Origin of the sequence: Methylobacterium sp. Leaf111, from assembly GCF_001423285.1 — a bacterium.
Classification (GTDB): Bacteria; Pseudomonadota; Alphaproteobacteria; order Rhizobiales; family Beijerinckiaceae; genus Methylobacterium.
In genome coordinates, this window is the sequence record NZ_LMNE01000022.1 from 17,051 (window position 1) to 26,948 (window position 9,898).

A 9,898-nucleotide genomic window follows, 5' to 3' on the forward strand; every position below is an offset into this window, starting at 1 on the left:
CGAGCAGGTACTCGATGTCCACAGAACTCCAGCCGCTCATCGTTATCAAAAGGGTCAAGAAGGCCCGTCATGCACACCATGGCGGGGCCTGGAAGATCGCCTATGCGGACTTCGTGACCGCCATGATGGCGTTCTTTCTGCTGATGTGGCTGATCAGCATGACTACGGAGGAGCAGAAGGTCGGTCTAGCCGAATACTTCGCGCCGGCGGCTTTGAGCACTCAATCCAGTGGCGCTGGTGGAATGCTGTACGGCACCGCTCTAGACACCTCCGGCAACAAGGTGGCCACGCCGCGCGACGCAGCACATGGCTCCGCAGGCACTTCAGGCGATAAGGCGTCCTCGCCGCGCGACGCTGCCAGGGGCTCTGCCGAGCAGAAGGACAGAACGCGCCCGACTAGGCCCAGTGATCCTGAAGTCAGCCGTCCGGCAGTCAGCGAGCAGGCCAACTCCAGCGCCGCTGCTAGCCTGCGGCAGGCGCTCCAGAAGATGCCCGATATTGCTGAACTGTCGCGCAACATCGTGATTGAGCCTACCAACGAGGGCGTGAACGTTTCTATCGTGGACCAGGACGGCCGCTCCATGTTCCGCGAGGGCTCCGTCGACCCCTACGAGCACACCCGTCGCGTGCTAGAGGCACTCGCGCCCGCCATGCGCCGGCTGCCCAACAGCCTATCTATAGCCGGCCATACGTCTGCCACGCGCCCGGGTTCGGCGCGAGCCGGCGAGCCTTGGAGCCTCACCACCGGGCGTGCGCTCGCCGTGCGCGCGATCCTGGCGGGTGCCGGAGTTCCTGACTACAACTTCACTTCCGTAGTGGGACGCGCCGACACCGAGCCGGTTTTCGCCGACAATCCTTACATCGCGCCGAACCGTCGGGTGACGATCACTCTGCTCAATGCGAGCCCGGCGGCGCCCCCCAACCCGTTTCGTTGACGACAAGGCGCCTCGGCGCCTTGATCCAATCATTTTTTGATAGTCCTAGAGAGGCGGAACGGTGGAGGAACAGGCCGCCTTCAATCTGCTAGGACAGTAAGCCGAAAATTCTATTGCCGGAAAAACGGTCCCGAGGATCTCTGCCAGCTTCAGGATTGGTTCGGAACGTTTGCGAGTAGCGCCGCATGCGGGGTGCTTAGTACTGTGCCCGACTACAGGTCTCCGGATGAGGGCGACCCGTTCAGGGTCAGCTGGCCTTTTACGGTAGCATCCTGCAGGCTCTTCTTGGGTGGAGGCGGGGGCTTCCACAACAGCTTCGCCACCCCGCAAGCCACAACACAGAGCAGCCCGATCGCAATGGTTTCCCACGATGGCGATGGCTTGATTGCAAAGGCAATAAATCCGCCAATCGAAAACATAGCAATATACGGGTTGAAGAGCATGCAAATCTTCTACCCCGCCCCTGTTCTATATTCGTTAAAAGAATTACTTAAAAATGTTTTCTATTGGAATTCCAAACGAGATCTGGCTTTGCGGCGCGGCCATCATTCCTACGTAGGATTTCGAGCCGGAAATCTTACGCTTGGCGGCCCAGGCGCGCAGTTGCAAGACGTGACGACTTTCGCACGCAGTTGTGATCTGGCAGCTTCTGAGCGAGAAGAAGACGCACGTCGCGTTCAAGAACGGAAAGGGTCTGATGCTCTTTGAGGCTGAGTGCCCCCGTGAAGCCAAGGCGATCTGACTAACCTCAGAAACCGCGCTGCAGCACGCCTCTCAGCGGATCGCTGGCGGGTAGCGCTAATCCCTTACCCGCAGCTTTACCGTATGGCCGGTCTCGTATGCCACGACGTCGGCCGTCCGGATGCGAACGAGCTTGGCCGGACGGCTGTTTACGACATGGCCACGCGCGTGGCCTACGATGGGCGCGGATGTGGGGTGTCGGCATGCTCGAACGGTTATTGGGACATCTCAGGTACGCCGTGTCCTTGAAGGAGTGCTCGGCGCAGGCGCGAAATCCTGTCGAGCGCCAACTCTTCATTAGCCTCGCGTCGCTGCACGAGGTCCGGGCGCGCAAGTTGATGCAGCAGGTCCGGAACAGTCACCAGTCAAATCAGGCACCTCGAAAGTCCCGGATCGAGGAGGTCAAGGTCAGGACCTCGCTGCGGGAGGCATCGGGGCGCGGGATGCATCGCTTAGCCAAACGCAATCCCATACGTTAGGGGCAAGCCTTAGATTGAGGCTCGGGGAGAGTGACGATTACACTGAAGTCCGCGATAGGGTTTAAAACGCGCTTCACCCAAGTCTCCGAGATCGTTCACTCCGCCTTAGCTTCGCGGCGGCATTCAGCCTCAACAACCATTAGGGCCTTGCCCTTCTTAAATGCGACGTGCGTCTTCTTCTCGCTGAGGAGCTGCTGGATCTCCAAGATTTGCGGAGCTGCGCTTGGCGTGGCCTGCAAGATCTGGACGGCCAACCGAGAAAGCTCGTTTAGCTCTTCAAACGGGTTCTCTTTCAGAACGATCTGCTGAAGCGCAAAGACCATCTTGGAACAGGGTGAAATCGCGTCGCTTTCGCGGATCATCTCGCTTTCGCGTAGGATGCGGCAGTGGTTTTTCAGAACCAAACTTGCGCCCGAGCCTGCGTTACAGATCTCAGCGCCATTAATGTAAACTGTCTCACCCGGTCTAATCGTCAGCTTTAATGCCATTTTTCAACTCCTTCTGAGTTGGCTATTCTTCATATCATTTTACGTGAGTGCTCACGTGAATTAAGAGTGCGAAGGTTTTTTCTTAATTAGACTTAGGTGAAGTATTGGTTCTAAGAGCGCTCTCGGACGGGATAAGGTCAAGCAGCTGCCGCTCGTACTTGATCAGTTCCTGGCCGCACTTAAGCGAGGCGTAATACTCGCCGCGCGAAAATTTATCGAATATGTCTGCAAGATAAAGAGTCATACTTGGGGCGGCCGTCATGAGAACGTTTGCCTGCGCAACAAACTCATTTTCCAGTTCGGCTGGATTATCCGTTAAATAAATCGCCTCTAGCAGAACGTATAACTTTTCACAAGTTGTTCTCGCTTCGCTTTCGACTATGATGTCTTTTTCTCTAAGAAATTTTGCTTGTGTTTCGAAAGTCAATGCAGCCCTTCGGTCTCCGTTACGGATCGAGACCCCACCCACGATGATCCGTTCATTCGGTTTGAGGTCCACTCGCAGGGCCATTTATCAACTCCGTTCTGCCCTCAATGGCTAGGCCATAAAAATTAAAGTTCTGTGAACTATACCAAAGCAAATTTCGCAGCTGATATGAATTGACAAATCATATTAAGAGGAACGTAGGAAAATCGAGGCTTGGGTAGGCGTGCCTTCGAAACCAGAGGGCTCCATTGATCTAAAGGATCAAACCCATGTCTTCCTACGACGTTACCCTTTCCGCCGCCACGCGTTCAAACCTGCTTTCGCTGCAGAATACCGCTTCGCTGACGGCTACCAACCAGGGCCGGCTTTCTACGGGTAAGAAGGTCAATTCTGCCCTCGACAACCCGACCAACTTTTTTACTGCTTCGGCTCTGAACAATCGCTCGACCGCCCTCAACGGCCTGCTTGACGGTATTTCGAACGGCATTCAGACCATTCAGGCTGCTTCCAAGGGCATCGACTCTGTAACTTCGCTGGTCAAGCAACTGCAGTCCACTGTCAAGCAGGCGCAGACTAACGCTGCGACCAATCTGCCCAAGATCACCAGCAGCGTGTCTCTGGCAACTACGGCTGAGGCTGCTCTCACTGGTAAAAGTCAGCGCGATACCGTTCTCGCCAAGAGCCTGTTTGGTGCCGTAGGCACTGCTACTGCTTCGTCGGCGGGTAACCTTGGCTTTACGGATGCAACTGATGCGGGTCCGCCGGCAGTAAGCAACAGCATTCGCATTAAGGCTGGTAGCTCGACGTACGACGTCAAGCTTAGTGCAAATGCTACTGTCAATGATCTCGTCAACGGTATCAATAAATCAGGAGTTGCGACTGCAGATCTCGATAGTTCTGGTAAACTTGTCGTCACTGGTACCGGCTCAGATCCAGTTACCGTGGCGGCTGGAAACGTGGATGACACAGGAGTCTTTGCGGCAACCACAGCCCAAGACACGGCTCTGTTTGGTACTGCCGACACCACTGACGTGGTTGGTGGCGGCACATCGGCGGCTCGTTCCAGCCTGATCTCGCAGTTTAACGACGTGCGCACCCAGTTGGATCAGCTCGCTAAGGACGCTGGCTTCAACGGTACCAACCTTCTCGGTGGCGATAAGCTGTCGATTGTCTTCAACGAAAAGACTGGTGCCTCGCAGAACAAGCTTGATGTTCAGGGATCGACCATCTCGTCCTCAAGCCTCGGAATTGGTCAGTTTGTTGATAGTGCTACGGCGTCAGTAAATAGTGATTTCAGCGTTCAGAATAACTCTGATCTCACCAAGGCAGCTGACGCGCTGACAAATGCGCTCACGACTTTGAGCTCCTTTGCTTCGACGCTTGGGTCGAACCTCGCCACGGTGCAGACCCGTCAGGATTTCACCAAGCAGATTTCGGACGTCCTCAATACCGGCGCTTCGAACCTGACCAGTGCCGACCTGAATGAGGAAGCTGCGAACTCTAACGCTCTCTCGACCCGTCAGTCGCTGGGCATCTCGGCTCTCTCGCTCGCTAACCAGGCGAACCAGGGTATCCTGCAGCTCCTCCGCTAAGCGGACTAGCTTCAACGACTAGAGAGCGGCCGGGGGAAACTTCGGCCGTTTTCGTTTGGGCTATCGCTTACAGAAATCCGCTCCCCGAGTGGTCCTTAAAGGCGTTTGCGCGCCGAATGTACCCAACCACAGTTCGGGGGTCACGGTGTCCTGACTGATCCATGATCGGCGCCGCGTTCGGCCGCCGTCGTGATGTACCCGGCTCGCAAGCTATGTGCTCTGAAAGTCGAGGCATCGAGCCCGGCAGCGGCGGCGTAACGTTTGAGCACGTCCGCGACGGCCTAGGTTGTGAGGCGCGGAGGCCGCGCAGACTTCCCCGCGACACGCAGCCTCCCCGAGCGCGAGACCGGCCGGAACACAGGCCCATCGGAGATCCCTGCCGCGTCGAGCCATTCACAGACCAGGGCAACCGGCCGGATGAAGCGGCCATGGGGGATAGCTTTCTCGGCCCCCCTGCCCTCCTGATCGGTCTTTGAACGCCGTACAGTCACGCGCAGCCCGTCGCGGTCCTCGCGCAGATCCGCCACGTCGAGGGCGACCAGCTCGGAGCGCCGGAAGGCCCCCGCGAAGCCCAGCGCCAGCAAGGCCCGGTCGCGCTTGCCCGTCAGGGTGTCAGGGGTCCGCATCAGCATCGCGGCCAGCACCTCAGCGGTTGCGGCCGCCTTTTGGTTCGGGGCCGTGCCGACCGTCCGGCGGATGCCGCGCACGGTCGCCCGCACGCCTTCATCATCGGTCGGGTCCGGCTCACCAGCGAGTTTGTGCGCATGACGGATCGCGGCGCAGCGCCGGCCGATGGTCGAGGCCGCCCGGCCCGCCTCAGCCTCCGAGGCGAGGAACGCCGCCACCGCATCAGGGGAGGCCGGGAGGGACCGGAAGCCGTACCGCTGGCACCAAGCGCCGAACAGCACCGCGTCGGAACGATAGGCCGCGACAGTCGAGGCCGCCTTGCTCGCCCGCTGGAAAGCGCGAACGATCGCCACCGTCTCGGCCGGCAGCCCAGTACCATCGGCGTCGTCTATCGTGGCAACCGTTTTCATAGGCCCCACCTAACTCTAAAACTTTCGAGAATGACGCTTATCGCAAGTTATGTTGAAACGAGACGCGACGCAACTGAAATCCGTAATACCTGCAAGCCTGCATCCCTGCAAAGCGGAGGGCCGCTGTTCCGCGCTTGCGGTTCCCATGCCGTCAGCAATCCCTTAATCCCGCCTCTGCATCATGCCGGGATGCCTCGCCCCCTCACCCCCTGGAAGCCGCAATGCATGTGATCCTGATCGCGACGCAAAAGGGCGGCAGCGGCAAGAGCACTCTCGCCGCTCACTTCGGGGCCTTGGCCGAGCGCGAGGGCCGGACGCTCTTGATCGACGCAGATCCGCAGGGCTCGCTTTCGTTCTGGTACAAGCGCCGAGAGGCCGCGACGCCTCTCCTTGCCAAGGCAGATGGCAACACGATCGGGGAGACCCTGGACGCGGCCCGAGCCGATGGCATCGCGTGGGCCGTGATCGACAGCCCGCCGCACAACGCGGCGCTTACCGCCTCGATGATGTCTCGCGCGACCGTAACGGTTGTCCCTGTCCGGCCCGGCCCTTTCGACCTCGATGCGGTCGCCGCGACGTTGGCGATGGCGCGCAGCCTCAAGGCCCCCATTGCCTGCATCATCAACGCGGCCCCGCCCATCACCCGAGAGGCAGAGACCTCTATCGTGGCCGAGGCCCGCGCCGTGCTCGTCGGCATGGGCGCGCCCGTCCTGCCGGGTCAGGTCTCCCAGCGGGCGAGCCTGTCGCACGCCCTCATCAGCGGTCAGAGCGTCAACGAGTACGACCCCGACAGCCGAGCCGCCGCCGAGATCGGGGCGGCGTGGTCGGCCGTGTCCGAGCTCGCCCGTACCTTCCCCCGCAAGGCTTAGAGGGACCGCCCCGGATCTGGGAGCACCCGGCAAGCCTGCATTCCGTCATCCCGCCAACCCTGAGAGCCGCGAACCATGGCAGCACCCAAGCGTCCGAACCTAATGGGCCTAGTCGAGAGCAAGGCCCGCCCGCCCGAGCCGGCCGCGCCATCGCCCCAGGCCGAGCAGAGCCGCCCAGAAGTCGAGCCGCCCGCCGCAGGCCCCTCCGATCTCAAGACCATGCAGGTTCGCGTCAACCGCGCCGGTTGGCTGGAAATGTCCCGGCTCGCCCAGGATCGCGACGTGCCTCTCGAAACGCTCATGGTCGAGGCGTTCAACGATGTCCTGACGAAGCACCGCAAGCCGCCCGTGGTCGAGCGCCGGCAGCCGGTGAAGAAATAGCCCGGCAACGCGGAAGCCCGGCACCCCTGAAAGCAGGAGGACCGGGCTTGCGGCTTGTCGGGTTGCAGGCTTGCAGGAGATCATCGGGGCCGGCGCGGTGGGCGCCTGGGGCGTGCTCGAGCTTGCGCCCGGTCGAGATCCGCGAGGGCGCGTTCCGCCCGTGCAAGCCAGCGGTCGGCCGCCTCGTGGTCGCCGCGCGCTCTGGCCCGTTCCATTCCGGCGGTTAGCCGGCGCATCCGCCAGAGTTCAAAGCCCATCCAGGCCAGGCCCACCAGGGACGGCACGGGCACCGCCTGAGGGATGGCAGGAACGACCCGCATCAACCGGCCACCATGTCGAGGGCGACCAGAACGGTTGCCGTGATGACGTTGCCCCGTCCGGCTTCGTGCCCGGCATCCTGCAGGAGGGCGCAGCGGACGCGCTTGAGGCGGCCCAGGCCACGAGCGACGGCGGGGAGGCCGAGCGCCAGAGCGGCGCGCATGGTCAGCCGGGTTTTCATCGAGCGGCGTCCTGTTCGGTGTCGGAGGAGGAGCCGCGCAGCCAGACGATTTGCGAGGCGTGGTTCTCGGGAGCGCCGAGGGACGGTTCAGCGTCGGCGCCGTCCTCCCGGTCGCTGTCGCCGTCGAGGCGGTCGAGCAGGGCAATCAGCCGGTCAGCCGTGTCGAGGGCGGCTTGCGCCGCATCCTCGAGCTGGCGACGCATATCGGCCGGGGAGGGCGCCGGCAGCGCCACAGGGGCAGCCGCCGGGCGACGAGGGGCGAAGGTGTGGACGTTGCTCACGGATCAGAGACCCTTCGCGTTGGCTTCTGAGGCGAGGCGCGCGACCTCGTCGTATTCCCCGCAGGCAAGGGCGCGGTCGATCAGGGCATCGCACCGCCGGGCCGCCTCGCCCCTGTTGTCCGGCTGGCCGCGCCGGGCCAGCTCGTCCGTGATGTCGTTTTGAAAGAACGACAGGCGATCGTTCTCGGCGTCGAGGATACGGTTCCCGCCGATCTCACCCTGCACTGCCCAGGTGCTTAGACCCATGATGTCGGACGCCATCTTGAGGGCGGCATAGGTGCGCATCAGGGCGTTGGCCGACATGCCCGAGAAGTCCGGCGCAAAGGGGCGATCCGTGGGCGCCTTATCCAGCATCGGACTGCGGGCGATCAGGTCGAGGATGCGGGTGTGCTCGTTGCCGTCTTGCTCATCCAGAACCCAGCCCTCATCCGCTAGGAACTCAACAGCAAACCGGGCCAAAGCCACGCAGCCTGCCGCCGTGGTCGGCACCGTCTTGAGCAGCACGCCATCGACGTGCGCGAAAAACGCATCGGTTGCCGCGTTCTGTTCGGGGAGCGGGTCAATCGACCCTTCCGGCTGCGGAAGATCGGCAGCGATGGCACGCGCCTGGGTCAGCCGCCGCGTCTCAGCGATGGCCGCGAAGATCGGATCGGCGGCAACGGCGGGGCGCGCAGCCGTCAGGGTCGAGAGATCGCGTAGGACGCATTGCCAGGCGAGGAAGGGCAGCGTTTCGACCGAACCGGCGGGCGACGCTTCGTTGTCTGCTTCCTCGCGGAAAATCGGGGCCTTGGCTGCAAGATCAGCTAGGGACCGGGCGGGATGGGACAGGATCGCACGATGCAGGGCGACCCGCTTGCGATAGCCCTCGGCCGACACGTCACGGCCTGCCGAGCCTTCGGCGTTCTCATGGGCGAGCATGGCGCTCCACTCGCTCACCAGGGCCGCCAGCGCGGGCGACACAGCATCGGGGGCGACCGGCTCAGCGGCCAGCACCGGGGCGGCGTCCACCGGCTTGCGGCGGATCACACGGGAGGCCGAAGCCTTGAGAGCTGCAGCGCGGTCGCGGAGCGAGGGGCGGGCGGTGTCGCGGGTGGCGAGGCGGGCGAAGGGATTGCGCATGTCAGGGGTTCCGTTTTGAAGGATTGCAGGCTTGCAGGTGTCGAGGGATGCCGGGGGATTAGGCCAGGGTCGCGAGGCCGATGACGACGAGGCCGCCGCAGATCAGGGACAGGGCGGCAACCGCCTCCCCGAGGCCGCTCAGAAGCCGCAGGACCGGCGCGACGGGCGCACGGGCCGGTTCGGTCGCCGGGAAGTCGAGGCGCAGGTACAGTGCCAGATCCGCGGCCCGGCCGAGCACCGCGGCGTCCGTGATGGCGTCGTGTTGAATGTGCCAGCGCAGGTGCCGGAGGAGGGCGAGGGCGCCGAACTGCGTGGCGCAGGGCGTCGCGAGAAGGCGAGCCAAGGCGCCTTCCATTTCGACGTGACGCCGCGTCACCAGGGCGTCGGGGGCCGACTGCCAGACAGCCCAAGCCTCGTCATGGTGGTCGATCGCGGCCAGGATGGGGTCAGCGTGGAAGGGGACGTGCTCAATGACGAGGGCGTGCGAGGTCGTTGCCATAACCGGGTCTCCGGGGCTCGAGGTAGACGGGAAAGGGAAGGAAGGGACGCGGACGAGAGCGCGGGGCGCTCAGTCGGCCGGGATGGGCTGCACGGGCGCCAGGGAAGCCGCTACGGAAACCCAAGCGTCGCGATCCAGCGGATAGGCGCCGGGACGGGCGAAGACCTCGCGCAGGCGGCGCAGAGCGGCACGGCGGGCGCCGTTGGCGTTGGTGTGATGGGCGTGGCTCACCCGGTCGCCAGTGTACCGGACGAGGGCAATAGCCGCTTCGCGCGTGGTCGGGGTCAGCCCGTGAAGCGCGATCCGAGCGGCGCAGCGAGCCCGAGCCGTCTCGATGCGATGAGCGCGCCACTCAGGGGAGAGGACGCCGCCGGCCATGCGGGCAGCCGAGAGGAGCCCGGCCGCGCGGTGCGCCTTGTCGGCAGCCTCCGAGAGACGGATCGTGACCAGCATCGGGTCGGGCGGGGTCGCCATGCCGGTGCGTAGGAGAGGGCCAAGGAGGAGGGCGCCGCCGAACAGGCCGCGGCGTGTCATAGCGTGAAAGGACATTG

At 62.9% G+C, this 9,898-nt stretch carries 14 protein-coding genes; 5 read left to right on the forward strand and 9 right to left on the reverse strand.

What is annotated here, in order from left to right:
• Positions 1 to 14 precede the first annotated feature (14 nt).
• Positions 15 to 935 (forward strand): flagellar motor protein MotB, encoded by a 921-nt coding sequence (locus tag ASF41_RS12930; protein WP_056493748.1) that lies wholly within the window; start codon positions 15 to 17, stop codon positions 933 to 935.
• 212 nt (positions 936 to 1,147) lie between these two features.
• Here the strand turns inward: ASF41_RS12930 and ASF41_RS25785 are convergent, their stop codons facing one another.
• Positions 1,148 to 1,378, reverse strand: coding sequence for a hypothetical protein (locus ASF41_RS25785; RefSeq protein ID WP_210166983.1), 231 nt, complete (start codon positions 1,376 to 1,378; stop codon positions 1,148 to 1,150).
• Between ASF41_RS25785 and ASF41_RS24855 the strand changes: the two genes are divergently transcribed.
• Positions 1,377 to 1,643, forward strand: coding sequence for a hypothetical protein (locus tag ASF41_RS24855; RefSeq protein WP_210166984.1), 267 nt, complete (start codon positions 1,377 to 1,379; stop codon positions 1,641 to 1,643). The two genes, ASF41_RS25785 and ASF41_RS24855, sit on opposite strands and share 2 nt — an antisense overlap.
• Positions 1,644 to 2,250: 607 nt before the next feature.
• Here ASF41_RS24855 and ASF41_RS12940 read toward each other — a convergent pair.
• Complete coding sequence (locus ASF41_RS12940; RefSeq protein ID WP_056493754.1) at positions 2,251 to 2,643, reverse strand: flagellar biosynthesis repressor FlbT; 393 nt, start codon at positions 2,641 to 2,643, stop codon at positions 2,251 to 2,253.
• A gap of 82 nt (positions 2,644 to 2,725) precedes the next feature.
• Entirely contained in the window at positions 2,726 to 3,154 is a 429-nt protein-coding gene (locus ASF41_RS23795) for a flagellar biosynthesis repressor FlbT (RefSeq protein WP_082504356.1), read from the reverse strand.
• Between the two features lie 185 nt (positions 3,155 to 3,339).
• Here ASF41_RS23795 and ASF41_RS12945 point away from each other — a divergent pair, with 185 nt between their 5' ends.
• On the forward strand, positions 3,340 to 4,662 hold the full coding sequence (locus tag ASF41_RS12945) for a flagellin (protein WP_056493757.1): 1,323 nt from the start codon (positions 3,340 to 3,342) through the stop codon (positions 4,660 to 4,662).
• A gap of 281 nt (positions 4,663 to 4,943) precedes the next feature.
• Here ASF41_RS12945 and ASF41_RS12950 read toward each other — a convergent pair whose 3' ends face one another.
• The gene (locus ASF41_RS12950) at positions 4,944 to 5,699 is read right to left on the reverse strand and encodes an integrase (protein ID WP_244479643.1); all 756 of its coding nucleotides are present in this window, start codon (positions 5,697 to 5,699) and stop codon (positions 4,944 to 4,946) included.
• Between the two features lie 221 nt (positions 5,700 to 5,920).
• On the opposite strand from ASF41_RS12950, the gene ASF41_RS12955 reads away from it, so the two are divergent.
• Positions 5,921 to 6,568 carry a ParA family protein gene (locus tag ASF41_RS12955; RefSeq protein ID WP_056493760.1) on the forward strand — a complete coding sequence of 216 codons (648 nt, stop codon included), beginning with the start codon at positions 5,921 to 5,923 and terminating at the stop codon, positions 6,566 to 6,568.
• A 75-nt stretch (positions 6,569 to 6,643) separates the two neighbouring features.
• A complete protein-coding gene (locus tag ASF41_RS12960) occupies positions 6,644 to 6,949 on the forward strand; it encodes a hypothetical protein (protein WP_156653284.1) in 306 nt (101 codons plus the stop codon).
• Positions 6,950 to 7,268: 319 nt separating this feature from the next.
• Here ASF41_RS12960 and ASF41_RS12965 read toward each other — a convergent pair whose 3' ends face one another.
• The 5 genes from ASF41_RS12965 to ASF41_RS12985 form a co-directional block, all read right to left on the reverse strand.
• Positions 7,269 to 7,448, reverse strand: coding sequence for a hypothetical protein (locus tag ASF41_RS12965; RefSeq protein ID WP_056493765.1), 180 nt, complete (start codon positions 7,446 to 7,448; stop codon positions 7,269 to 7,271).
• Entirely contained in the window at positions 7,445 to 7,729 is a 285-nt protein-coding gene (locus tag ASF41_RS12970) for a hypothetical protein (RefSeq protein ID WP_244479644.1), read from the reverse strand. The genes ASF41_RS12965 and ASF41_RS12970 overlap by 4 nt, the downstream gene beginning before the upstream one ends.
• A gap of 3 nt (positions 7,730 to 7,732) precedes the next feature.
• Complete coding sequence (locus tag ASF41_RS12975; RefSeq protein WP_056493769.1) at positions 7,733 to 8,848, reverse strand: hypothetical protein; 1,116 nt, start codon at positions 8,846 to 8,848, stop codon at positions 7,733 to 7,735.
• Positions 8,849 to 8,906: 58 nt separating this feature from the next.
• Positions 8,907 to 9,347, reverse strand: a complete 441-nt coding sequence (locus tag ASF41_RS12980) for a hypothetical protein (protein WP_056493772.1) — start codon at positions 9,345 to 9,347, stop codon at positions 8,907 to 8,909.
• 69 nt (positions 9,348 to 9,416) lie between these two features.
• Positions 9,417 to 9,896, reverse strand: a complete 480-nt coding sequence (locus ASF41_RS12985; RefSeq protein ID WP_156653285.1) for a penicillin-binding protein — start codon at positions 9,894 to 9,896, stop codon at positions 9,417 to 9,419.
• Between the last annotated feature and the right edge of the window lie 2 nt (positions 9,897 to 9,898).

What these genes read in the sequence shown, in the direction of transcription:
- ASF41_RS12930 (WP_056493748.1), top strand. Translation starts at nt 15, where the DNA reads ATGTCCACAGAACTCCAGCCGCTCATCGTTATCAAAAGGGTCAAGAAG.
- ASF41_RS24855 (WP_210166984.1), top strand. Translation starts at nt 1,377, where the DNA reads ATGCAAATCTTCTACCCCGCCCCTGTTCTATATTCGTTAAAAGAATTA.
- ASF41_RS25785 (WP_210166983.1), bottom strand. Translation starts at nt 1,378, where the DNA reads ATGCTCTTCAACCCGTATATTGCTATGTTTTCGATTGGCGGATTTATT.
- ASF41_RS12940 (WP_056493754.1), bottom strand. Translation starts at nt 2,643, where the DNA reads ATGGCATTAAAGCTGACGATTAGACCGGGTGAGACAGTTTACATTAAT.
- ASF41_RS23795 (WP_082504356.1), bottom strand. Translation starts at nt 3,154, where the DNA reads ATGGCCCTGCGAGTGGACCTCAAACCGAATGAACGGATCATCGTGGGT.
- ASF41_RS12945 (WP_056493757.1), top strand. Translation starts at nt 3,340, where the DNA reads ATGTCTTCCTACGACGTTACCCTTTCCGCCGCCACGCGTTCAAACCTG.
- ASF41_RS12950 (WP_244479643.1), bottom strand. Translation starts at nt 5,699, where the DNA reads ATGAAAACGGTTGCCACGATAGACGACGCCGATGGTACTGGGCTGCCG.
- ASF41_RS12955 (WP_056493760.1), top strand. Translation starts at nt 5,921, where the DNA reads ATGCATGTGATCCTGATCGCGACGCAAAAGGGCGGCAGCGGCAAGAGC.
- ASF41_RS12960 (WP_156653284.1), top strand. Translation starts at nt 6,644, where the DNA reads ATGGCAGCACCCAAGCGTCCGAACCTAATGGGCCTAGTCGAGAGCAAG.
- ASF41_RS12965 (WP_056493765.1), bottom strand. Translation starts at nt 7,448, where the DNA reads ATGAAAACCCGGCTGACCATGCGCGCCGCTCTGGCGCTCGGCCTCCCC.
- ASF41_RS12975 (WP_056493769.1), bottom strand. Translation starts at nt 8,848, where the DNA reads ATGCGCAATCCCTTCGCCCGCCTCGCCACCCGCGACACCGCCCGCCCC.
- ASF41_RS12980 (WP_056493772.1), bottom strand. Translation starts at nt 9,347, where the DNA reads ATGGCAACGACCTCGCACGCCCTCGTCATTGAGCACGTCCCCTTCCAC.
- ASF41_RS12985 (WP_156653285.1), bottom strand. Translation starts at nt 9,896, where the DNA reads ATGTCCTTTCACGCTATGACACGCCGCGGCCTGTTCGGCGGCGCCCTC.